The sequence below is a fragment of the Amycolatopsis sp. NPDC051128 genome, assembly GCF_040682715.1.
In the GTDB taxonomy this organism is placed as follows: domain Bacteria; phylum Actinomycetota; class Actinomycetes; order Mycobacteriales; family Pseudonocardiaceae; genus Amycolatopsis.
This window is the reverse complement of record NZ_JBFBBN010000011.1, coordinates 129,943-151,365: the sequence shown is the minus strand read 5'-3', so window position 1 is coordinate 151,365 and position 21,423 is coordinate 129,943. Positions and strand designations below refer to the sequence as shown.

16 protein-coding genes are annotated in these 21,423 nt (G+C 72.3%); 13 read left to right on the top strand and 3 right to left on the bottom strand.

Going from position 1 to position 21,423, the window contains the following annotated elements:
- The first annotated feature begins 10 nt into the window (after window positions 1-10).
- Window positions 11-436, top strand: coding sequence for a hypothetical protein (locus AB0M82_RS14675; protein ID WP_364721601.1), 426 nt, complete (start codon window positions 11-13; stop codon window positions 434-436).
- Here the strand turns inward: AB0M82_RS14675 and AB0M82_RS14670 are convergent.
- Together AB0M82_RS14670 and AB0M82_RS14665 are read right to left on the bottom strand one after the other, a co-directional pair.
- Window positions 426-1,622, bottom strand: a complete 1,197-nt coding sequence (locus AB0M82_RS14670; RefSeq protein ID WP_364721599.1) for an MFS transporter — start codon at window positions 1,620-1,622, stop codon at window positions 426-428. The genes AB0M82_RS14675 and AB0M82_RS14670 overlap by 11 nt on opposite strands.
- A 144-nt stretch (window positions 1,623-1,766) precedes the next feature.
- Entirely contained in the window at window positions 1,767-2,750 is a 984-nt protein-coding gene (locus AB0M82_RS14665) for a hypothetical protein (RefSeq protein ID WP_364721597.1), read from the bottom strand.
- 576 nt (window positions 2,751-3,326) lie between these two features.
- On the opposite strand from AB0M82_RS14665, the gene AB0M82_RS14660 reads away from it, so the two are divergent.
- On the top strand, window positions 3,327-3,680 hold the full coding sequence (locus tag AB0M82_RS14660; RefSeq protein WP_364721595.1) for a nuclear transport factor 2 family protein: 354 nt from the start codon (window positions 3,327-3,329) through the stop codon (window positions 3,678-3,680).
- A 139-nt stretch (window positions 3,681-3,819) separates the two neighbouring features.
- Complete coding sequence (locus tag AB0M82_RS14655) at window positions 3,820-6,627, top strand: BTAD domain-containing putative transcriptional regulator (RefSeq protein WP_364721593.1); 2,808 nt, start codon at window positions 3,820-3,822, stop codon at window positions 6,625-6,627.
- An 11-nt stretch (window positions 6,628-6,638) separates the two neighbouring features.
- Here the strand turns inward: AB0M82_RS14655 and AB0M82_RS14650 are convergent, their stop codons facing one another.
- Window positions 6,639-6,878 carry a hypothetical protein gene (locus AB0M82_RS14650; protein ID WP_364721591.1) on the bottom strand — a complete coding sequence of 80 codons (240 nt, stop codon included), beginning with the start codon at window positions 6,876-6,878 and terminating at the stop codon, window positions 6,639-6,641.
- 151 nt (window positions 6,879-7,029) lie between these two features.
- Here AB0M82_RS14650 and AB0M82_RS14645 point away from each other — a divergent pair, with 151 nt between their 5' ends.
- The 10 genes from AB0M82_RS14645 to AB0M82_RS14600 all read left to right on the top strand — a co-directional run bounded on the left by AB0M82_RS14645 (window position 7,030) and on the right by AB0M82_RS14600 (window position 21,406).
- Entirely contained in the window at window positions 7,030-8,355 is a 1,326-nt protein-coding gene (locus AB0M82_RS14645) for a helix-turn-helix domain-containing protein (RefSeq protein WP_364721589.1), read from the top strand.
- A gap of 90 nt (window positions 8,356-8,445) precedes the next feature.
- Window positions 8,446-8,853, top strand: coding sequence for a cobalamin-dependent protein (locus tag AB0M82_RS14640; protein WP_364721587.1), 408 nt, complete (start codon window positions 8,446-8,448; stop codon window positions 8,851-8,853).
- Window positions 8,850-10,142 carry a methylaspartate mutase gene (locus tag AB0M82_RS14635; RefSeq protein WP_364721585.1) on the top strand — a complete coding sequence of 431 codons (1,293 nt, stop codon included), beginning with the start codon at window positions 8,850-8,852 and terminating at the stop codon, window positions 10,140-10,142. The genes AB0M82_RS14640 and AB0M82_RS14635 overlap by 4 nt, the downstream gene beginning before the upstream one ends.
- On the top strand, window positions 10,139-11,134 hold the full coding sequence (locus AB0M82_RS14630; protein ID WP_364721583.1) for an asparagine synthetase A: 996 nt from the start codon (window positions 10,139-10,141) through the stop codon (window positions 11,132-11,134). The genes AB0M82_RS14635 and AB0M82_RS14630 overlap by 4 nt, the downstream gene beginning before the upstream one ends.
- On the top strand, window positions 11,131-12,408 hold the full coding sequence (locus tag AB0M82_RS14625; RefSeq protein ID WP_364721581.1) for a glutamate synthase-related protein: 1,278 nt from the start codon (window positions 11,131-11,133) through the stop codon (window positions 12,406-12,408). Before AB0M82_RS14630 ends, AB0M82_RS14625 begins: the two co-directional genes overlap by 4 nt.
- On the top strand, window positions 12,408-13,697 hold the full coding sequence (locus AB0M82_RS14620; RefSeq protein ID WP_364721579.1) for an MFS transporter: 1,290 nt from the start codon (window positions 12,408-12,410) through the stop codon (window positions 13,695-13,697). The genes AB0M82_RS14625 and AB0M82_RS14620 overlap by 1 nt, the downstream gene beginning before the upstream one ends.
- A 5-nt stretch (window positions 13,698-13,702) precedes the next feature.
- Window positions 13,703-13,918 (top strand): MbtH family protein, encoded by a 216-nt coding sequence (locus AB0M82_RS14615; protein ID WP_364721577.1) that lies wholly within the window; start codon window positions 13,703-13,705, stop codon window positions 13,916-13,918.
- Window positions 13,915-17,100 (top strand): amino acid adenylation domain-containing protein, encoded by a 3,186-nt coding sequence (locus AB0M82_RS14610; protein ID WP_364721575.1) that lies wholly within the window; start codon window positions 13,915-13,917, stop codon window positions 17,098-17,100. The genes AB0M82_RS14615 and AB0M82_RS14610 overlap by 4 nt, the downstream gene beginning before the upstream one ends.
- Window positions 17,097-21,011: an amino acid adenylation domain-containing protein gene (locus AB0M82_RS14605; protein WP_364721573.1), complete on the top strand. Its 3,915-nt coding sequence runs from the start codon at window positions 17,097-17,099 to the stop codon at window positions 21,009-21,011. Before AB0M82_RS14610 ends, AB0M82_RS14605 begins: the two co-directional genes overlap by 4 nt.
- The gene (locus tag AB0M82_RS14600; protein ID WP_364721571.1) at window positions 21,008-21,406 is read left to right on the top strand and encodes a nuclear transport factor 2 family protein; all 399 of its coding nucleotides are present in this window, start codon (window positions 21,008-21,010) and stop codon (window positions 21,404-21,406) included. Before AB0M82_RS14605 ends, AB0M82_RS14600 begins: the two co-directional genes overlap by 4 nt.
- Window positions 21,407-21,423: the final 17 nt, after the last annotated feature.

Here is a 21,423-nt window from a genome sequence, read left to right as displayed (position 1 = left end):
AGGAGAGGCATTGGCACACGTGCGATACGAGGTGGGCAACGAGCACAACCCGACCGACCCCTTCGGCCGGGTGACGCTCGAAGTCGAGTCCGGCGGCGAGGTCCGGCTGGCGCGGCACAGCCGCGACGGCGCCGAGGCCTGGACCGCCCAGGTCGCGCCCGGTTTCCTCGACGACCTCGCCGCCGCGCTGCGCACCGCCGGCTTCCCGCAGGCACCATCGATCATGCCGAGCCCGGACGACCGGCTCCGTGATCTGCGGATCACGGAGCCGTCCGCGGGCTCGGTGCTGCTGCCGTGGTACGAGGTCTCGAAGCTACCCGGCTACGCCGAAGCGTTCGCGCTGCTGGACGGCCTGGTCGCCCAGGTGACCGGGCTCGACCTGCGGGTGGCGCCGCCGGAGCACCCCGCGACCGGCATCGTGCGGGTCAGCGGGTAGCGCGGCGCTCGACGGCGCCGGAGACCACGGCGGCCCCCAGCGCGGCGACGCCCAGCACCACGCCGATCCACACCGGGGCGATGAGCCCGTGACCGCCGTCGATCGCCAGCCCACCGAGCCAGGCGGAGAGGGCGATTCCGAAGTTGAACGCGGAGGCGTTCGAGGAAGAGGCGAGTGACGGCGCGTCCTTGGCCGCGTCCATCACGCGGGTCTGGAAGACGGGGACCATCGCGAAGCTCGCGGCTCCCAGCACGAATACCATGATCACCGCCGGGACCTGCTGGTGGGCGGCGAAGGCGAACACGACCAGCGCGGTGGTCGCGGCAAGGATGGTGCCGTAGAGCGTGGGGGTGAGCGCCCGGTCGGCGAGCCTGCCCCCGAGCAGGTTGCCGCCGGTCAGCCCCACCCCGAAGAGCAACAGCAGCCACGGCACCGCCGAGGCGTCGAAACCGGCGACGCGCGTCAGGATCGGTTCCAAGAAGGTGATCGCGGCGTAGGCCGCGCCCCAGCCGAGCGTCGTCACCGTCAGCACCAGCCACACCTGGAGGCGGCGGAACACCGCGAGCTCGCCCCGCAGCCCGCCGCCCGTGTCGTTCGGTCGTGCCGGGACGAACGCCGCGATCGTGGCCAGCGCGGCCGCGCCGATCAGGGCGATGGCCCAGAACGCCGAACGCCAGCCGAGCCGCTGGCCCAGCGCCGTCCCGAACGGCACCCCGACCACGGTCGACAGCGTCAGGCCCGTCATCATCAGCGCGATGGCCCGGGAGCGCCGCTCGGGGGCGACGAGGCTCGCGGCCATGACCGGGCCGATGCCCATGAAGGCACCGTGGCACAGGGCCGAGACGACCCGGCCGGCCATGAGCACGCCGTAGCCGGGTGCGATGGCGGCGAGGACGTTCCCGGCGATGAAGAGGCTCATGAGCACGGTGAGCATGGTCTTGCGCGGCAGCCTGGTTCCGGCGGCGGTCATGATCGGCGCGCCGATCGCCACCGCCGCCGCGTAACCGGTGACCAGGAGCCCGGCGGTGGGGATGGAAACGTCGAGGTCTTCGCCGAGCGGCCCGAGCAGGCCGACGACGACGAACTCGGTCAGGCCGATGCCGAACGCGCCGAGGGCGAGCGCGCCGATCGCGAACGCGCGACGTCGTGGGGAGTACTCGACCGTGGACACGTGGGCTGGGCGCATGATCCACCGGAGTATGGGGTGGGAACGTGCCGTGCGTCCAACGATTTGCGGGAGCTCGCCGAGGATCGTGTGGAGGAGAAGGCCGGCGTCGGTGGGTTCCCGGGCCAGGTCCGGTTCCCCTTCGGCCGGTTTGGGGCGAGGCGCTCACGGGAGGGTGACCTGTTCGGGACCGGCCACGCCGCGCAACAGGTCGATCCGTTCCAGGATCTCGCGCGCGTCCGCGTTACCGGGAAAGCGGTTCGCGGCCGCGGTCAGGGGCGACATCCGCTGTTTCGTCCGCTCCGACTGGAGTTCGACCGCGACGTCGATCGCCGCCCCGCCGACGCGGGCCGCTTCGTCGAGGTCCCCGGCCAGTGCGTGTGAGGTGGCGAGCCAGATCCGCGTCAGCGCCCGGCTCCGTGCCATCGTCCGTCCGTAACCGTCGATGGCGAGGGTCAGCGCTTCGATCGCTTCACCGGCGTGGCGCACGTCGACCACCTGCGCCAGTTCGGTGTGCACGGTCCCGATCATGGCCGCCAGGTCGGTCTCGCCGAAGAAAGCCGCCCACGGCGGCGGTGCGGTCACCGACGCGGCGGCGAACTGCTCTCTCGCCGCGTGAAGCCGCGCGAGTGCCGCTGGAGGGTCACCCCGTTTCGCGTCCGCCCACGCCAGGTTGGCCGAGAGGATCGCGCTCGCGTGCCTGGAGCCGGTCCGGTGAGCCGCGGCCTGTCCGCGTTCGAAGTGGTCCACCGCCTCCTCGACGGCGTCGTAGTGCAGGTGAACCCGGCCGATCCGGTAGCAGATGTTGGCCAGCAGCTCGTCGTTGCCCGCGGTCGTGGCCAGTTCGAGTGCCCGGCCGAACGCGGCCAGCGCGGCACCCGGTCTGCCTTCGTCGAAACTGGTCCAGCCAACGAGGTTGTGCAGATCGGCGACGGCGGTGCACAGCCGGGGCCGTGCCGGTTCCCGCACCACACCGAGAAGCATCAGTTCGGCATAGGGCACGAGCGCTTCCACGGCGTCGCGGCAGGACCCACCGCCGTGCCGGTAGTCCAGGGCGCGAAACGCCCGGGTGGCCGCTTCCAGCCGGCGGACGTCCGCTTCGCCGATCCGGACCGCCCGGGGGTGCTCAGGTCGTGGCTCGACGGTCATGCGATCCCGCCCACTCTCCCGCGGGCGTGCTGCCGCAGGCGTTTGGTCGCCAATCCCTTCATGGTGCTGTGCGGATCGCCCCGGCGTGGCCTCCTGAGCGCCGGCGCGACTTCGATGCGCACACCCATGGCCGGCTCCCTAATTGCTCGACCGATCACGGGTCGCCGAAGGTCCAGGGCGGAACAAGGGGTCGACGATCAGATTAACGGCTGGCACGCCGTTGCCGCACAACGATTTGCGCACGCCGGGACGTCGAACCCACTGGTCGGCGTTTCGCACGGACGTCCGCACGTGCAGCGCGCTCGGCCCAGTCATCCGGCGTCAATGGAGATCGCCGGCCGCGATCCGCAACGGCGGACTCGATTGCCGGACCCGATTGCCGGACCGGGCCGTCGAAATTGCCGGCACGATCTCGGCGAACGCGTCTTTCGCCGGTCCCATAGGGCGGTGATAAGGGCGGAATAGCCGAATGGAAACGCGGTCGTGAAGCCTGGGTGGAGCACCGGCTACCGGTGATGGGCACAGAGAGGAATCGGCGGGCGAGTGATGGCAGACGATCGAGTACCGGGTGGGGTCATGGCCGTGGGGCTGGAGCACGTGCGGCTCAGCTACGACTACCTGAACCGAGGCGACACCGACGGCTACGCGTCGCTGCTGGACACCGCTGTACGGCTCGATCAGCCCGGTCAGGAACCGATTCGCGGCCGCCGGGCCGCGGAACGGCTCGCCGCCGTGCGCCAGCTGCGGGGGACCGGTGAGCACATCGTGCACGACGTCTTCGCCTCGGGCGGGCGGGTCGCGGCGACCGGCCGGTTCGTCGGGGAATACCGCGGTTCCGCAATAGAAGTGGACTTCGCGGACATTTTCACGTTGTCGAATGACGGCCTGCTCGTCGAGCAGAAGTGCTACCACTATGTTGATCCCGCCTGAGGGGTTCACCCGGCTGGAGGCTGACTTGGATCTTTTGGTCACCTAGCCTCCCCTGGAGCGTGCTCTAGGGGGACAGATGGCCGCTGCGGGCGAAGCGCACCAAGGCGCGCCGGTTTTCCGGATTCTCGGTCCTTTGCAGGTGGCGATACCGGGTAACGCCGAGTACGAAGTTCCGCACGGACGGCAGCAGACCGTTCTCGCCGTTCTGCTGCTGGAGGCCAACCGGGTGGTCAGCATCGGCCATCTGATCGACGCGATCTGGGAAGACGATCCGCCGGCGACCGCGCGCACGCAGGTCCAGATCTGTGTTTCCAAGCTGCGCAACAGCTTGGTCGAACACGGGCTCGGCGAGACGATCGTGACCAAGCCGCCCGGCTACCAGCTGAACGTGGCGCCGGGTCAGCTCGACGCGCGGGTGTTCGCCGAGTCGGTCGGCGCCGCGGACGCGTTGAGCCGGGAAGGCAAGCCGGCGCAGGCCGCCGAGGTGCTGGCCCGCGCGCTCGCCCTGTGGCGGGGTCCGGCGTTGAGCGGGGTGCGCGGCCGGATTCCGGAGGCCAAGGCCATCCAGCTGGACGAGAGCCGGCTTTCGGCCATCGAGACGCGCGTCGATATCGAACTGCGGCTGGGCAGGCACCACCAGCTGGTGGGTGAGCTGTCGACGCTGGTCGCCGAGCAACCACTGCGAGAACGGCTGCGCGGCCAGCTGATGCTCGCGCTGTTCCGCGCCGGCCGACAGGCCGAGGCGCTCGAAACCTACCGGCTGGGCCGCGAGCTGATGATCGACGAGCTGGGGCTGGAACCGGGGGAGGAACTGCGCAGGCTGGAGACCGCGATCCTGGCCGGTGAGGTGGCGGACGTCGAAGCCGCGGACGCCCTGGCCAAGCCCCCGCCGGCGCGGCCGGAGGAGGCCGACGTCCCGGTGCCGTTCCAGCTTCCCGCCGATGTCGCCGATTTCACCGGCCGGGCGGAGCTGGTCGCCCGGGCCGAACGGCTGCTGCTCGGCCCGGACGGCCGGCACGCGACCCGGGTGGTGGTCCTGCTCGGCAAGCCCGGCGTCGGCAAGAGCGCCCTCGCGGTGCACGTCGCGCACCGGCTCGGCGACGCCCACTTTCCCGACGGCCAGCTGTACTGCGATCTGGGCGGCCACCGGGACCAGCCCACCAGGGCGGTCGACGCGCTCGGCCGGTTCCTGCGCGCTCTGGGCGTGCCCGGCGAAGTGATCCCCGAGCACGCCGACGAGCGCGCGGAAATGTTCCGCCATCTGCTCGCGCGCCGGCGCATGTTCGTCCTGCTCGACGACGCGGCGGACGAGGCGCAGGTGACACCGCTGCTGCCGGGCAGCGGGAAGTGCGTGGTGCTGGTGACCAGCCGGGCCAGGCTGACCGGGGTGGCCGGGGCACAGGCCCTCGACGTCGAGGTGTTCGGGCACGACGAAGCCATCGGCATGCTGTCCAGCGTGATCGGGCCGCGGCGGGTCGCGGCGGAACCGGCCGCCGCCGACGCGCTGGTCCGGCTGGTGGGCCGGCTTCCGCTGGCCCTGCGCATCGTCGCGGCCCGGCTGGGCGCTCGTCCACATTGGACGCTGGCCTGGATGCTCGAACGGCTTTCCGACGAACGGCGCAGGCTGGACGAACTCGCGCACGGTCAGCTGATGGTGCGCGCCAGCCTCGCGCTGACCTTCGACGGGCTGCCGCCGCAGGCCCGCAAACTGCTGGGGCTGCTCGGGTTGCTGGACACCCCGAGCTTTCCCAGCTGGGTCGCCGCCGCGCTGCTGGACGCCGACTACCTGGCCGCCGCCGACCTGCTGGAACTGCTGGTGGACGCGCAGATGGTGGAGGTGGCCGCGCTCGACGTCACCGGCGGCCCCCGCTACAAGCTGCACGGGCTGATCCGGCTGTTCGCGCGGGAACAGCTCGAGCACGCCGAGCACGCCGACTTGCGGAACGCCGCGGCGGGCCGGGTGGCAGGCGGCTGGCTGGCCCTCGCCGAGGCGGCTCACGCGCGCGTCTACGGCGGCGACTTCACGGTGCTGCACGGGACCGCCGAGCGGTGGCGCCAGCCGCCGTCCTACGCCGCCCGGGCGCTGGCGGATCCGCTGGGCTGGCTGGAATCCGAGCAGGAGAACCTGTGCGGCGCGGTGGCGCTGACGGCGGAGTGCTCGCTGGACGAGCTGTGCTGGGACCTCGCGGTCACCCTGGTCACGCTGTTCGAGGCCCGCTGCTACTTCGAGGACTGGGAACGCACCCACCGGCTGGCGCTGGATGTCGCCCGCGCCAAGGGGAACAGCCGCGGAACCGCGGCCCTGTCCTGTTCACTGGGGTCGCTCTACCTCAGCCGCGGAAGGCTGTCTTCGGCGGAGGCCGAGCTGGAGCCGGCGTTACGCGAGTTCGAGCTGCTGGCCGACACGCACGGGCTGGCGATGGTCCGGCGCAACCTGGCCCTGCTGCACAAGGCCCGTGGCGACGCCGGCGGCGCGCTGGAGCGGTTCGCCCAGGCGTTGACCGGCTTCCGCGCCGTCCGTGACCTGATCGGCCAAGCGCACGTGCTCGGCCAGATCGCCCAGATCGAACTGGACCGCGGCGGCCTGCGCGAGGCCCGCACCCATCTGGACGACGCGCTGGCCATCTGCCGGGAGGTCGGCAACCGCCGCGTCGAGGTCCAGATCCGCTACCGGCTCGCGGAACTGATGATGCACGACGGCCAGTGCGAACAAGCGCGGCAGACGCTCGTCGAGTTGCTGCGGGCGGTCCGCGAAGGGGGCGACGTCGTCGGCGAGGCCCGGATCCTGCGCCGGCTCGGCCAGGTCAACGCCCGGCTCGGGCATCCCGACATCGCCGAGCAGTTGCTCGCCGAGGCGCTCGGCGTCTGCGAGCAGACGATCGATCGCGCGGGGGCCGACGACATCCGCGCGGACCTGGCGGAGCTCACCGCCCGCTCGGCCGGTTAGCGGAGCGCGCCTCACCACGGGGTGTCCTCGGCCGGCTGCCCGGCGGTCCACGGAGTGTCGTCGCCGCCGGGAGCCGGCGTGCCCCAAGGCGTGTCGTCACCGGAGCCCCACGGGGTGTCGTCCGCGACCGCGGTCACCGTGGCGGCCGTCGCGGTGCCGGCGAACGCGGTGCCGGCGAACGCGGCGACGGTGGGCGCCAGCATGGCGGCGGTGATGGCGGCGGCGGTCACGGTGGCCCTGATGATTCGCATTTTTCGGTCCGTTCCTTCGGTGTTCCCTGCTGGTGAAATCGAATTTATGAGCCCGGGGTATCGCCGGACTATTTCGTCGGGTATCCGCGCCTTATCGCGGCGGCAGGCGGGCGGCGCGGCCCGGTGATGCCACGGCGATAACCGGGCATCGATGCTGGTCACAGTGACTCCGCGGGTGGGGATCGGCTCCACGGGCGGACGGGATCACGGGACGGACAGCATGAGTCAGGAATTCGGGATCCTGCTCCGGACATATCGGGGCAGACGCGGTTTGACCCAGCGGCAATTGGCGGATCTCTCGACGGTCAGCGTCCGGGCGATTCGCGATCTGGAATCAGGCCGGGTCCGGCGGCCACGGCCGGACACCGCGCGGCTCATCGCCGACGGGCTCGGCCTGACCGGGTCCGGCAGGTCCGAGTTCGAGTCCGCGCGGCGTGATGGCCTCCGGCCGGAGGCGCCGCCCCTGCCCGCGCCGCTCGGCGCGCTGATCGGCCGCGACGTCGAATGCGCTCAACTGGGCGAGCTGCTCCGGTCGGGCGCGCAGCGGCTGGTGACCCTCACCGGGCTGGCCGGGATCGGCAAGACCAGGCTGGCCTTGGAGGTGGCTTCGGCTCTGCGCGGCGAGGGCATGCCCGTGCTTTGGCAAGACGATCACCACCCGACGTCGATGGCCGACCTCGAACCGCACGTCGGCGACGCGCCGGCGTTGCTGGTGCTGGACAGACCGGAAAACCGGTCCACCCTGCTCGAAGGGGCCGCCCGGCTGCTGCGCCGGTGTCCGGGTCTTCGGGTGCTGTGCACCGCGCGGGCCCCGCTCGGCGTTCCCGGCGAGTGCGCCGTCCCGTTGGAGCCCCTCGCCCTGCCCGAGGGGCAGCCGTCGCCGGCGACACTGCCGGCTTCCCCGGCGGCGGCCCTGCTGCTGCACCACATCCGGCACGTCCGGCCGGGCTTCCAGGTGAGCGCCGCCAACGCGGGCGCGCTGGCGGCGATCGTGCACCGGCTGGACGGCGTGCCGCCGGCGCTGGACGCGGCCGCGTCGTGGTTCCTGGTCTACCAACCCACCGACCTGCTCGCGTATCTGACCGGCGACCCGCTCGGGTTCGCCACCGAACGGCTGGCCTGCTGGCTCGATGCCGTGCGGGACACCGTGTCCGGGCTCGACGACGCGGAGTCCGCGTTGCTCGACCGGCTTGCCCGGCCGCCGGGCGCGGGCTCGGACCGCTCGCTGGCGGAGATCGTCGAGCTGAGCGGCCTCGCGGTCGGCGAATGCGTGCGCCTGGTCCACCGGCTGGTGTCGCTGGGGCTGCTGGCGAGCACGCGGCCCGGCCGGTTCCGGCTGCTCGGACTGGTGCGCGCGGCCCGGTCCGCAGTACTGCGCGAAGGCGCCGAAACTGCCGCCGTACTGCCGCTCCGGCTGCCGGTTCCGGCATTTTCCCCGGATATGTTCGAAGCAACCGATTCAACGCGGACAGCCTGAGCAAAAGGTGATTCGCGCCGACGAAAAGGCGGAACAATGCATCCGGGCGAACCATTGCTGGACGGCCGCGCAGGCGGTGGGGGACGGGACGTGGTGGTCACCAGTGTGTCATCCGACGCGCACACCTGGAACCTGGTCCACCTCCAGCTGGTGCTGGAGGAACTCGGCCACCAGGTGGTCAACCTCGGCGCCTGCGTACCCGATGACCTGGTCGTTTCCGAGTGCCTGCGGACCCGCCCGGCACTCGTGGTGGTCAGCAGCGTGAACGGCCACGGGTACCGGGACGGGCTTCGGCTGATCGGCCGGATCCGGGCGAACCCGGACCTGGCGCGGACGCCGGTGGTGATCGGCGGAAAGCTCGGGATCAACGGGAGCGACGGCCGCGACCGGGCCGGATCATTGCGCTCCTCCGGATTCGACGCGGTATTCGAGCGCGCCACCGGAATGGATTCGTTCATCTCGTTCGTCACGCAGTTGTCGGTAGGTGTCGGGAAATGAGCGGGTTCGGAGCACGCGTAGCCGAAGCACACCGCCTCGGGCAGCTGGTCGTGCAGCCGAGAATGGGCATGAGCGACCCGGCGGTCATGCGGGCCGGACTGCTCGCCACCCGCGCGGCGGCGGCCACCACCGTCGGCACGATCACGCTGGACAGTTACACCCGGGTCGGCGACCACGCCGGCGCCCGCGCCGCGCTCGAAAGCGGCGCGGCGCTCAACGGCTACCCGATCACCGCGCACGAGCCGGCCACCACCAGGCGGGTGCTGGCCGGGACGGCGAGCGACGGCTTCCCGGTGCAGGTCCGGCACGGTTCGGCGGTGCCGGAGGAGATCGTCGCGACGGTGATCCGCGCCGGGCTGCACGCCACCGAAGGCGGGCCGATCTCCTACTGCCTGCCCTACAGCCGGGTGCCGGTGCAGAACTCGGTGCGCAGCTGGGCGCGCTGTTGCGAGCAGCTCGCCGCACTCCGGTCCACCGGGGTCGAACCCCACCTGGAGAGCTTCGGCGGCTGCATGATGGGCCAGCTCTGCCCGCCGAGCCTGCTGGTCGCGATCAGCGTGCTGGAGGGGTTGTTCTTCCGCGGTCACGGGCTGCGCAGCATCTCGCTCAGCTACGCCCAGCAGACCAGTCCCGAGCAGGACCGCGAGGCGGTGCTCGCGCTGCGCACGCTGGCCGCCGAGCTGATCGGAGACCTCGACCTCCACGTGGTGATCTACACCTACATGGGCGTCTACCCGAAGACGCCGGGCGGCGCGACCGGCCTGCTCGCGGACGCGGCCCGGCTGGCGGTGCGGACCGGCGCCGCGCGCCTGATCGTCAAGACGGTCGCCGAGGCCCACCGGATCCCGACGATCGCGGAGAACGTGGCCGCGCTCGAGGCGGCGGCGCTCGCCGCCGCCGGGTGCGTCCCGGACGCGGTGCCCGCCCCCGACACAGGCATCTACGCCGAGGCCCGCGCGCTGGTCGAGGCGGTGCTGAACCTGCGCGCGGACATCGGGCACGCGCTGGCCGACGCGTTCCGGCTGGGCTATCTCGACGTCCCGTTCTGCCTGCACCCGGACAACGCCGGGGTTGCCCGCAGCTATCTCGACACCGATGGATGGCTGCGGTGGTCGCGGACCGGGTCGATGCCGTTGCCGCCCGAACGCCGTCCCGGCGCCGCCGGCGAGCTGACCGCCGCGGGCCTGCTCGCCTCACTGTCCTTTGTGGAAAGAACCTACGACGAAGCCGCGATCGAAGGGTGCCTGACCGGCGCCGCCGGCGAGACCAAGGGAGCGAACCAGAGATGACCAGCGAAACAGCGCTCGCGCTACCGGCGAGCCCGCGCGAGCACCTGTCCTCACCCGTCACGCGCTCGGTGCTCAGGATCCAGCACCGGATGCTCACCGCCACCAGGGAGTTCCTGTCCGGGCAGGGCTTCACCGAGCTGCTGCCGCCGATCATCGGCCCGGTCACCGACCCCGGCGCCCGCGGCGCCAAGCAGGTCGACGTCGACTACTACGGGCACCGCTACAAGCTGATGACCAGCGCGATCCTCTACAAGCAGGCGTCGCTGACCGCGTTCGACAAGATCTTCTGCATCGCGCCGAACGTCCGCCTCGAACCGCTGGAGACGGCGAACACCAGCCGTCACCTGGCCGAGTTCCACCAGATCGACGTCGAGGTGGCGAACGCGTCGCGCGAAAGCATCATGTCGGTGGCCGAAGGGCTGGTCGCGGCGGTCGTGCGCGGGGTCGTCGACCACCTGCCCGCCGAACTGGAACTGCTCGGGCGGGACGCCGGAGCGTTCGCCGACCTGCTCGCCGGCTCCTTCGAGCGGCGCACCCACGCCACCGCCGTCGCCGACCTCCATTCCCTCGGCCACGACCAGAGCCCGGACGCGGAGATCGACTGGGCCGGCGAGGCGTTGCTGTCCCGCAAGTCGAGCAAGCCGTTCTTCGTCACCGACTACCCGAAGGGTTCCCGCGGGTTCTACGACCGGGAGAACGAGCAGCTGCCCGGTTTCCTGCGCAACTTCGACCTGATCGCCCCGGAGGGGTACGGCGAGCTGTGCAGCGGCAGCGAGCGTGAGAACGGCTACGCCACGATCGTCGCCCGGATGCGCGAGACCGGCGAGAACCCCGCCAAGTACGGCTGGTACCTGCGGATGGTCCGCGACGGCATCCCGCCCAGCGCGGGCTTCGGCATCGGCCTGGAGCGGTTCACCAGGTACGTCGCCGGCCTGGACTCGGTGTGGCAGGCCAGCGCCTACCCGAAGGTGCCGGGAGTGGTGCTGCCATGAGCGCGCTGAGTGCGGAGAACTTCCCGGAAGCCGCGGTCCGCGAGCGGGCCAGGTCCGGCACGGCCACCGTCTTCCCGGACGTCGGCGGTTACGGCACCACCCTGTTCGGTGCGGGCCCGGACGACGGTGCCGACGGGATCGACGCGCTGCGCCTGGTGCCGCCGGTGTTCGTCCCGCAGCGCCTGGAAAAGCTGATCGACCTGGCCAGGGAGCCGGTGTACACCGACGTCGGGCTGGACACCGCGATCGGCGGGTTCGAGTCCCGCTACCCGCTGTACCTCTCGGCGTTCGGGTCCACCCAGGTCGCCAGCGTCGATCTCGGCACGGCCGCGAGCAGGCAGGCGGGACGGCTGGGGATCCCGATGGTGGTCGGCGAGAACGTGGTGCCGGTCAACGGGTACGGGCGGGTCGAGCGGGACGGGGCCCGCTCGCTGCTCGCCCGGATCACCGGCTACGCGGCGGAGCTTCCGGACGGCTGCGGCGGCGTGGTGATCCAGCAGAGCACCGAGGACGCCGACGCCGAGGTCTGGAACCTGGTCTACAGCGACCCGAACACGCGGCCGTTGCTGGAGTCCGGGCGGCTGGCGTTCGAACTGAAGGTCGGCCAAGGCGCCAAGCCGGGTCTCGGCGGGCTCACCGTGCTCGACGCGGCCGGCGCCGGCCGGCTGTCCGAGGCCTTCGCGATGGACCCGGTGTTCGGCGAAGGCAGCGACCGGGTGCTGCGCTGCAGCAGCCCGGGCACCTTCACCGAGGAGATCCTGCGGCAGCAGATCCGGTTGATGCGCAACAACTTCCCCCGCGCACGGGTGTGGGTGAAGCTGCCGCCCGGCCGGGACGTCCGCCCGGCCGCCGGGATCGCGTGGGAAGCCGGCGCCGAAGCGGTGACCGTGGACGGCGCCGAGGGCGGCACCGGCTGGGCGCCCACCGCCTTCCTCCGCCACGTCGGGCTGCCGCTCGCCGAATGCCTGCGCCGGATCGGCGCGCACGATTCCTGCCTGCTGGTGTCCGGCCGGATGTGGGAGGGCGCACGGGTGGCGAAGTGCCTCGCGCTCGGCGCCGACGCCGCCGGTCTCGGACGGGCCGCGCTGCTCGCGGTCGATGAGGATCCCGAGGGCGGGCTGGTCAACCTGGTCGAATGCCTGGCGCTGGAACTGCGGATGCTGACCAGCGCGCTGGGGAAGTACCACACCGGGGCGCTCGGGCGCGACGACGTCTGGCCGCTCGAACCCGCGCCGGTCCCGGTGCCGGGCCTGACCGGATCGCGGAGCTCGTGATGAGCGCGCCCGCCGGCACGGCGGCTCCCGCGCGCGGGGGGTTGCTGCGGCACCACGACTTCCGGCTGCTCTGGGCCGGTGAAACGACCAGCAGGCTGGGCACCGGGATCACCGCCGTCGCGCTGCCGCTGGTGGCCGTCGGCACACTCGACGCCGGTCCGCTGGCGATGGGGGTGCTCGGCGCCGCGGCCTGGCTGCCGTGGCTGCTGATCGGCCTGCACGCCGGGGCGCTGGTGGACCGGCTGCCCCGCCGCGCGGTGATGATCACCTGCGACCTCGCGTGCCTGGGCACGCTGATCGCGGTGCCGGTGGCCGCCTGGTTCGGCTGGCTGTCGATCGGGCTGCTGCTGGCCGCGGTGCTCGTGCTGGGCGCGGCGTCCGTCTTCTTCAGCACCGCGTACCAGGCTTATGTGCCGTTCCTGCTGGACAAGGGCCGGCTGGCCGAGGGCAACGCGAAGCTGCAGGGCAGCGAGCAGGTCGCCAACATGGCCGGCCCGGGTGCGGGCGGGCTCATCGCGCAGTGGTTCGGCGGGCTCGCCGGACTGTTCGTCGACGCGCTGACCTTCCTGGCCTCGGCGGTGTCCCTGCACCTGATCCGGGCCAGGGAGCCCCGGCGGCGGGTCGAATCGCGGCCGGGGGACATGCGCCGGGAGATCGGCGAAGGCCTCCGGTTCGTCGGGCGGGATCGGTACCTGCGGGTGCTCGCACTGGCCGCGTCGGTGGACAACCTGATCCTCAACGGCTACATGGCGCTGATCGTGCTGTTCCTGGTGCGCGAGGTCGGCGTTCCCCTCGGCGCCGTCGGCCTGCTGCTGACCGCCGACGCGGTCGGCGGACTGCTGGGGGCGGTGCTCGCGGCGCGGCTGGCCAAGCGGCTGGGCACCGCGAGGGCGATGCTCGTCTGCTCGCTCGGCGCCACTCCGTTCGGGCTGCTGGTCCCGCTGGCCGGCAACGGTTTCGGCCTGCTGTTCTTCGTGGTCGGCATGGCCGTGCCCGCCGCGGGGATGGTCGTCGGCAACGTCGTGGTCAACGGGTTCCGGCAGACGTACTGCCCGCCGGAACTGCTCGGCCGGATGTTCACCAGCTCCCGGTTCCTGCAGTACGGCGTGATGCCGGCCGGCGCGGTGCTCGGCGGCGCCCTCGGCGCGGCGATCGGGCTGCGTGCCGCGCTGTGGGTGCTGTTCGCCGCGGCGGTGCTCGGCAAGGGCGTCCGGCTCATCGGCCCGATCCGGCGCACCCGTGATTTCCCTTCCGAATATCCAGTCGCAGCAAGCAATCCAACGAGGTGAGTGCAGTGTTGAACCCCTTCGACAACGAGGACGGCAGCTTCCTGGTGCTGGTCAACGACCGCGCGCAGCGGTCGCTGTGGCCCGCGCAGCTGGACGTGCCCGGCGGCTGGCGTGCGGAGCACGGTCCCGGCCCTCGCGCCGCCTGCCTCGACCACATCGACGCCACCTGGACCGACCTGCGTCCGGCCGCCACCCCCGCGCCCATCGAGGAGCTGTCGTGATTCCCCTGTCCTACGCCCAGAAACGCCTGTGGTTCCTCACTCAGCTCGAGCAGAGCCCGGCGTACAACATCCCGCTGGTGGTGCGGCTGCGCGGGCAGCTGGACCGGCAGGCGATGCGGGACGCGTTCAACGACGTCGTCGCCCGGCACGAGGTGCTGCGGACGCTGTTCCCCGTGATCGAGGGCGAACCGTTCCAGGAGACGCTGAAACCGGAGGAGCTGCCCGAACTGCTCACCGAGCGGCGGTCCGCCGAGGCCGGCCTGCCCGCCGACGTCGAGGCGATCGGCAAGCACCGGTTCGACCTCGCCGTCGAGCCGCCGGTCCGCGCCTGGCTGTTCGAACTGGGCGCCGAGGAACACGTCCTCGTCCTCGTGCTGCACCACATCGCGGGTGACGGCTGGTCGCTGGGCCCGCTGCTGCGTGACCTGGGCACGGCCTATACCGCCCGATACGAAGGCGCCCCGGCGCAGTGGCCGCCGCTGGCCGTCGAGTACTCGGACTACACGCTCTGGCAGCAGGAACTGCTCGGCGACGAGTCCGATCCGGACAGCCTGCTCGCCCGGCAGCTGGCGTACTGGCGGGCGACGCTGGCCGGGTTGCCCGACGAACTGACGCTGCCCTTCGACCGCAACCGGCCGGCCGTGCCCAGCCACGAGGGCGGGACGGTCACCGGGCACATCGACGCCGAGCTGCACGGGGCGCTGCTGGAGCTGGCCCGGTCGAACCGCGTGACGCTGTTCATGGTGCTGCAGGCGGCGTTCGCCGTGCTGCTGAAGCGGCTGGGCGCGGGAGACGACATCCCGCTGGGTTCGCCGGTCGCCGGCCGCACGGACGAGGCGCTGGACGAGCTGGTCGGGTTCTTCGTCAACACGCTGGTGCTCCGGACCGACGTGTCCGGCAACCCCAGCTTCAGCGAGTTGCTGGCCAGGGTGCGCGAGCGCGACCTCGGCGCGTTCGGCAACCAGGACATGCCGTTCGAGCGGCTGGTCGAGGAGCTGAACCCGGTGCGGCTGGCCGCCCGGCACCCGCTGTTCCAGGTGATGATCGTCCTGCAGAACAACGAGGCGCCGACGCTGCGGCTGCCCGAGCTCGAAGTGAGCTCGGAGCTCGGCTCCAACGGCGCGGCGAAGTTCGACCTGACCGCCGCCTTCGAGGAGCAGGAGGCCGACCAGGCGGGCCGGCCCACCGGGATCCGGGGTGCGCTGGAGTACGCCGCGGACCTGTTCGACCGGGCGACGGTCGAGTCCATTGCGGCCCGGCTGATCCGGCTGCTCGCCGCGGTCACCACCGACCCGGACGAGCCGGTCGGCCGGATCGAGCTGCTGGACCAGGCCGAGCGTCAGCAGATCGCGCTGGACTGGAACGACACCGCCCGTCCGCTGCCCGAGACCACCATCGGCGAACGGTTCGCCGAACAGGCCGCCGCCACGCCGGACGCGACCGCGCTGGTGTTCCGCGACCAGCGGGTCCGTTACGCCGAACTGGACCAGCGGGCCAACCGGCTCGCCCACCACCTGCTGGCCACCACGCCCGTCCGGGGGGAGCTCGTCGGGATCTGCCTCGACCGCGGCCCCGAGCTGATCGTCGCGCTGCTGGCCGTGCTGAAGGCGGGTGGCGGGTACACCATGCTCGACCCCGACTTCCCGGCCGCCCGGCTGAGCCGGGTGCTGGCGGACTCCGGCAGCACGCTGGTGATCACCGACCGGGCGCTGGCCGGGCGGGCCGGCGACGCGGACGTCGCGGTGCTGCTCGTGGACGAGCAGGCCGCGGCGATCGCGGAGCGTCCCGCCACCGCGCCCCCGCCGATCGCGGTTCCCGACGACCTCGCCTGCGTGATGTTCACGTCCGGGTCCACCGGCCGGTCCAAGGGCGTCGCGGCTCCGCACCAGGCGGTGCTCGGCACCCTGCTCGAACAGTCCTATGTGGATTTCTCGGCCACCGAGGTGGTGCTGCAGTGCTCGCCGGTGTCGTGGGACGCGTTCGCGCTCGAGCTGTTCGGCGCGCTGCTGTTCGGCGGGACCTGCGTGCTGCAGCCGGGCCAGCGCCCGGAGCCGGCGGTGATCGCGGAGCTCGTGCGGGCGCACCGCGTCAGCACCATGCACCTTTCGGCCAGCCTGCTCAACTTCATGCTCGACGAGTACCCGGGTGTCTTCGCCGGGGTCGGCCAGCTGATGACCGGTGGCGAAGCCGCGTCGATCGCGCACGTGGGCAAGGCGCTGCGCGAGTATCCGGGCATCCGGCTGGTCAACGGGTACTCGCCGGTGGAGAACATGATCTTCACGCTGTGCCACCGGATCGTCGAGCGGGACACCGAGCTCGCGTCCATCCCGGTGGGCAAGCCGATCGCCAACAAGCGGGTGTACGTGCTGGACGACCAGCTCAACCTGGTGCCGTCCGGCGTCGTCGGCGAGCTCTACATGACCGGGATCGGGCTCGCGCACGGATACGTGAACCAGTCCGGCCTGACCGCGGAACGGTTCGTGGCCAACCCGTTCGGGGCGCCCGGCGAACGGATGTACCGCACCGGCGACCTGGTGCGCTGGCGGGCCGACGGCGTGCTGGAGTTCCTCGGCCGGGCCGACGGCCAGATCAAGATCCGCGGCTTCCGGGTGGAGCCGCGCGAGGTGGAGACCGCGCTCGGCAAGCACCCGGGGGTGGGCAAGGCGGCGGTCGTCGCCCGGGAGGACCGGCCCGGCGACAAGCGGCTGGTGGCCTACGCGGTGGCTGCCTCCGGCGTCGAGCTCACCGCCGGTGACCTGCGCGAGCACGTCGCCGCCTTGCTGCCGGAGTACCTCGTGCCCGCCGCGTTCGTGCTGCTCGACGAGCTGCCGATCACCCCGAACGGCAAGCTCGACCGGGCCGCGCTGCCCGCACCCGACTACGCCGCGATGGCCACCGGCCGCGACCCGCGCACCCCCGAGGAAGAGCTGATGCGCGGATTGTTCGAAGAAGTCCTCGGCGTGACCGGGATCGGCATCGACGACGGCTTCTTCGACCTCGGCGGGCACTCGCTGCTGGCCACCAAGCTGATCAGCCGGGCGCGGACGGCGTTCGGCCGGGAGCTGTCCATCCAGGCGGTGTTCGAGTCGCCGACGGTGGCCGGGCTGGTCGAGTGGCTCGGCCGGGCGGAGAAGGCGCGGCCGAGCCTGCGCGCGATGCGCCGGCAGCGGGTGGAGTCATGAGCACCCCGATCCCGCTGTCCTACGGCCAGCGCCGGCTGTGGTTCCTCAACGAGCTGGAACGCGGCCCGGGCTACCACTGCCCGCTGGCGATCCGGCTGCGGGGGAACCTCGACCGCGCCGCGCTGGCCGCCGCGCTGCGTGACGTGCTCGCCAGGCACGAGGTGCTGCGGACGGTGTTCCCCGTCGTGGACGGCCTGCCCGTGCAACGAGTGCTCGATCCGGCGGACGTCGTGCTCGAGCCGATCGTGCGGGACGTGTCCGGCGCCGAGGTGACCGAGGCGCTGATCTCGGCCGCGAGGGACGGGTTCGACCTGGCCGCCGAGCCGCCGATCCGGGCGTTCCTGTTCGTCGTCGGCGAGGCCGACCACGTGCTGGAGCTGGTGCTGCACCACATCGCCAGTGACGGCTGGTCGATGGGACCGCTGCTGCGCGATCTCGGCACGGCGTACGAGGCACGCGCTTCGGGAACCGGGCCGGACTGGGAGCCGCTGCCGGTGCAGTACGCCGATTACGCCCTGTGGCAACGGGAACTGCTCGGCGACGAGTCCGATCCGGCGAGCCTGGTGTCCCGGCAGCTGGACTTCTGGCGCGACGCGCTGGCGGGCGTTCCGGACGAGCTGGCGCTGCCGTTCGACCGGCCTCGCGGAGCCACCGGCGGCGCCGCCCGGGTGGTGCCGCTGTGGTTCGACGCGCGGCTGCACCGCGGGCTGGCGGAGCTGGCGCGCGCCAACGGGGTCACGCTGTTCATGGTGTTCCAGGCGGCGTTCGCGGTGCTGCTGAGCCGGCTGGGCGCCGGCGAGGACATCCCGTTCGGGTCGCCGGTCGCCGGTCGCACGGACGAGGCGCTCGACGACCTGGTGGGATTCTTCGTCAACACGCTGGTGATGCGGACCGACGTGGCAGGCGATCCCACCTTCGCGGAGCTGCTGGCCAGGGTGCGGGAGCGCGACCTGGCCGCGTTCGCCCACCAGGAGGTCCCCTTCGAGCTGCTGGTCGAGGCGCTCGAACCGGCCCGCTCGCTGTCCCGGCACCCGCTGTTCCAGGTGACGGTGCTGGTGCAGAACAACGCCGAGGCGCCGCTGCGGATCGGTGACCTGGACGTGCGGGTCGAGCAGGTGCCGGTGAACGTCGCCAAGTCGGACCTGATGCTGGCCGCCGGCGAACACTTCGACGACGCCGGACGGCCCGCCGGGATCAGCGGCGCGCTGGAGTACGCGGTCGACCTGTTCGACGGCGCCACCATCGAGTCGATGGCGGTCCGGCTGGAACGGGTGCTGACGGCGGTGGTGGCCGATCCCGGCGCCCCCATCGGCGCGATCGAGGTGCTCGGGCCGGACGAGCGCGAGCGGATCCTCGGGGACTGGAACGCCACCGCGGCGCCGGTGCCGGACACGACCCTGCCGGCGATGTTCGCCGAACGGGTCGAGCGGGCTCCCGACGCGACGGCGGTGGTGTTCGACGGGGAGCCCGCCCGCTCGCTCACCTATCGCGAGCTGGACGACGCGGCGACCCGGCTGGCCCACCGGCTGCGCGCCCGCGGCGCGGGGCCGGGCGGCATCGTGGCGGTGTCCATGCCTCGGTCGGTGGAACTCGTCGTGGCGCTGTACGCGGCGCACAAGGCCGGCGCCGCGTACCTGCCGCTCGATCCGGCGTACCCGGCGGAGCGGGTGGAGTTCATGCTCGCCGACGCCGCACCGGCGGTGGTGCTGACGCCGGAGTCGTTCGCGCGGCTGGTCGCCGAACCGGCTGCGGCGACCCGACCACTGCCCGAGGCGACCGGCGCCGACCCGGCGTACGTGATCTACACGTCGGGTTCGACCGGGCGGCCGAAGGGGGTGGTGGTCGGGCATACCGCGATCGTCAACCGGTTGTGCTGGATGCAGCACGAATACGGGCTGGAGCCGGGCGAGCGGGTGCTGCAGAAGACGCCGTCCAGCTTCGACGTGTCGGTGTGGGAGTTCTTCTGGCCGCTGCTCGTGGGCGCCACGCTGGTGCTGGCCCGGCCGGACGGCCACCGGGACCCGGCCTACCTCGCGGACCTGATCCGCCGGGAACGGATCACCACTGTCCACTTCGTCCCGTCGATGCTGGAGGCGTTCGTCGCGTCGCCGGACTCTGCGGGGTGCGCCGGCTTGCGGCGGGTGATCTGCAGCGGGGAGGCGCTGCCGTCGGCGCTCGCCGCGCGGTTCGCCGCGATCTCGGACGCCGGGCTGCACAACCTGTACGGGCCCACCGAGGCGGCGGTCGACGTGACCGCCCACCGCTACGACCCCGGCGACGGCACCGTGTCCGTCCCGATCGGTTCCCCGGTGTGGAACACCCGGGTCCACGTGCTCGACGAGCGGCTGCGGCCGGTGCCGCCCGGGATACCGGGGGAGCTCTACCTGGCGGGCGTCCAGCTCGCCGACGGCTATCTGAACCGGCCGAAGCTCACCGCCGAACGGTTCGTGGCCAACCCGTTCGAAGCCGGAGGTGGACGCATGTACCGCACCGGCGACGTCGTCCGCTGGTGCGGCGACGGCGTCCTGGAGTACCTCGACCGGGCCGACGACCAGGTGAAGATCCGCGGCCTGCGGATCGAGCTCGGCGAGATCGCCGCGGTGCTCGGCGGGCATCCGGACGTCCTCCAGGCGGCGGTGGTGGCCCGCGAGCACCGGGCGGGTGACCGGCGGCTGGTGGGCTACGTGGTGCCTGCCGGGGGCGAGGTCGATCCGGCCGCGCTGCGGGAGCACGCCGCGGCCGCCCTTCCGGAGTACATGGTGCCTTCGGCGATCGTGGCGCTGGCCGCCTTGCCGCTCACCCCGAGCGGCAAGCTCGACCGGAAGGCGCTGCCCGCGCCCGATCCGGTGAGCGTCGCCGGCCGTGCCCCGCAGACCGGGCGGCAGCGGGTCCTGTGCGGGCTGTTCGCCGAGGTGCTGGGCCTGGACTCGGTGAGCATCGACGACGGGTTCTTCGACCTCGGCGGGCATTCCCTGCTGGCGGCCAGGCTGATCGCCAGGATCCGCGCCGAGCTCGGCGTCCGGCTGAGCATCCGTTCCCTGTTCGAGGCGCCGACCGTGGCGGGCCTCGCCGACCGGCTGGAGTCCGCCGCGGACGGCGACCCGCTGGCCGTGCTGCTGCCGCTGCGCGGCGGCGGGGCCGGCGAGCCGCTGTTCTGCGTCCATCCGGCGGCGGGCGTCGGCTGGGTGTACGCGGGGTTGCTGCGGCGGGTCACCGGCCGTCCGGTGTACGCGCTGCAGGCCCGGGGACTGTCCACACCGGACGCCCGGCCCGCGAGCGCCGACGAGCTGGTCAAGGACTACCTCGCGCAGATCCGCGCGGTGCGGCCGAGCGGGCCGTACCACCTCCTCGGCTGGTCGTTCGGCGCGAACATCGCGCACGCGATGGCCGCCCGGCTGCGCGGTGAGGGGGAGCGGGTCGGGCTGCTCGCCCTGCTCGACGGCTACCCCGCGGCTCCCGCGGACACGGCGGTCGCGCTGGATCCCGACGACCCGGAGATGCTGGCGATGGTGCTGGCTTCGCTGGGATATCCGGCGGAGGAGGTGACCGGCCACGCCGGGTTCGCCGCCACCCTGCGGGCGCCGGACAGTCCGCTGGCGACGCTCGAACCCGCGGCGATCGCCGCGCTGCCACGGGTTTTCGCCGACAGCGTCGCCATGCGGGCGGAGCTGACGCCGGAGGAGTTCGACGGGGACGTCCTGCTGGTCGTCGCCGCGGCGGATCGGCCGCCCGGCGCGCCCGTGCCCGCCGACTGGCTGCCGTACGTCACCGGCCGGGTCCGGGTGCACGAAATCGACTGCCGGCACGGCGAGCTCGCCGCGCCCGGCCCGATCGACGCGGTCGGCGCGCTGCTGGCCGGCGAACTGTCCGAACAGCCATCCGAACACCAGGGAAGGGAAACCCGATCATGACCGCCGACGTGAACGTCCGCCCGGTCGCCGTCACCGCCGAGACGGCGGCGAGGGCCAATGCCTGCCGGTTCTACGACTGTGTCGACGCCGGTGACGTGCCGGGCCTGGCCGCGCTGTTCGCTCCGGAATCCAGCTATCACCGCCCCGGCTACGAGCCGTTCCCCGGCCCGGAAGGCGTCGCGCGGTTCTACTCCGAGCATCGGGTGATCCGCTCCGGCAGGCACCACCTGACGACCGTGCTGGCCACCGGGCGCGATGTCGCGGTGCGCGGTGAGTTCCACGGCGAACTGCACGACGGCAGCCCGGTCGACCTGCGGTTCGCCGACTTCTTCCGCGTCGGGCCGGACGGCCGCTTCACCCGCCGGGAGACCTTCTTCTTCGCACCCCTGGTCTGAACCGACGAAACCCAGAG

Bases quoted from the DNA above. Each gene is read 5' to 3' on its own strand.
- AB0M82_RS14670 (WP_364721599.1), bottom strand. From the start codon at position 1,622: ATGCGCCCAGCCCACGTGTCCACGGTCGAGTACTCCCCACGACGTCGC.
- AB0M82_RS14665 (WP_364721597.1), bottom strand. From the start codon at position 2,750: ATGACCGTCGAGCCACGACCTGAGCACCCCCGGGCGGTCCGGATCGGC.
- AB0M82_RS14660 (WP_364721595.1), top strand. From the start codon at position 3,327: ATGGCCGTGGGGCTGGAGCACGTGCGGCTCAGCTACGACTACCTGAAC.
- AB0M82_RS14650 (WP_364721591.1), bottom strand. From the start codon at position 6,878: ATGCGAATCATCAGGGCCACCGTGACCGCCGCCGCCATCACCGCCGCC.
- AB0M82_RS14645 (WP_364721589.1), top strand. From the start codon at position 7,030: ATGCTGGTCACAGTGACTCCGCGGGTGGGGATCGGCTCCACGGGCGGA.
- AB0M82_RS14635 (WP_364721585.1), top strand. From the start codon at position 8,850: ATGAGCGGGTTCGGAGCACGCGTAGCCGAAGCACACCGCCTCGGGCAG.
- AB0M82_RS14630 (WP_364721583.1), top strand. From the start codon at position 10,139: ATGACCAGCGAAACAGCGCTCGCGCTACCGGCGAGCCCGCGCGAGCAC.
- AB0M82_RS14625 (WP_364721581.1), top strand. From the start codon at position 11,131: ATGAGCGCGCTGAGTGCGGAGAACTTCCCGGAAGCCGCGGTCCGCGAG.
- AB0M82_RS14620 (WP_364721579.1), top strand. From the start codon at position 12,408: ATGAGCGCGCCCGCCGGCACGGCGGCTCCCGCGCGCGGGGGGTTGCTG.
- AB0M82_RS14605 (WP_364721573.1), top strand. From the start codon at position 17,097: ATGAGCACCCCGATCCCGCTGTCCTACGGCCAGCGCCGGCTGTGGTTC.
- AB0M82_RS14600 (WP_364721571.1), top strand. From the start codon at position 21,008: ATGACCGCCGACGTGAACGTCCGCCCGGTCGCCGTCACCGCCGAGACG.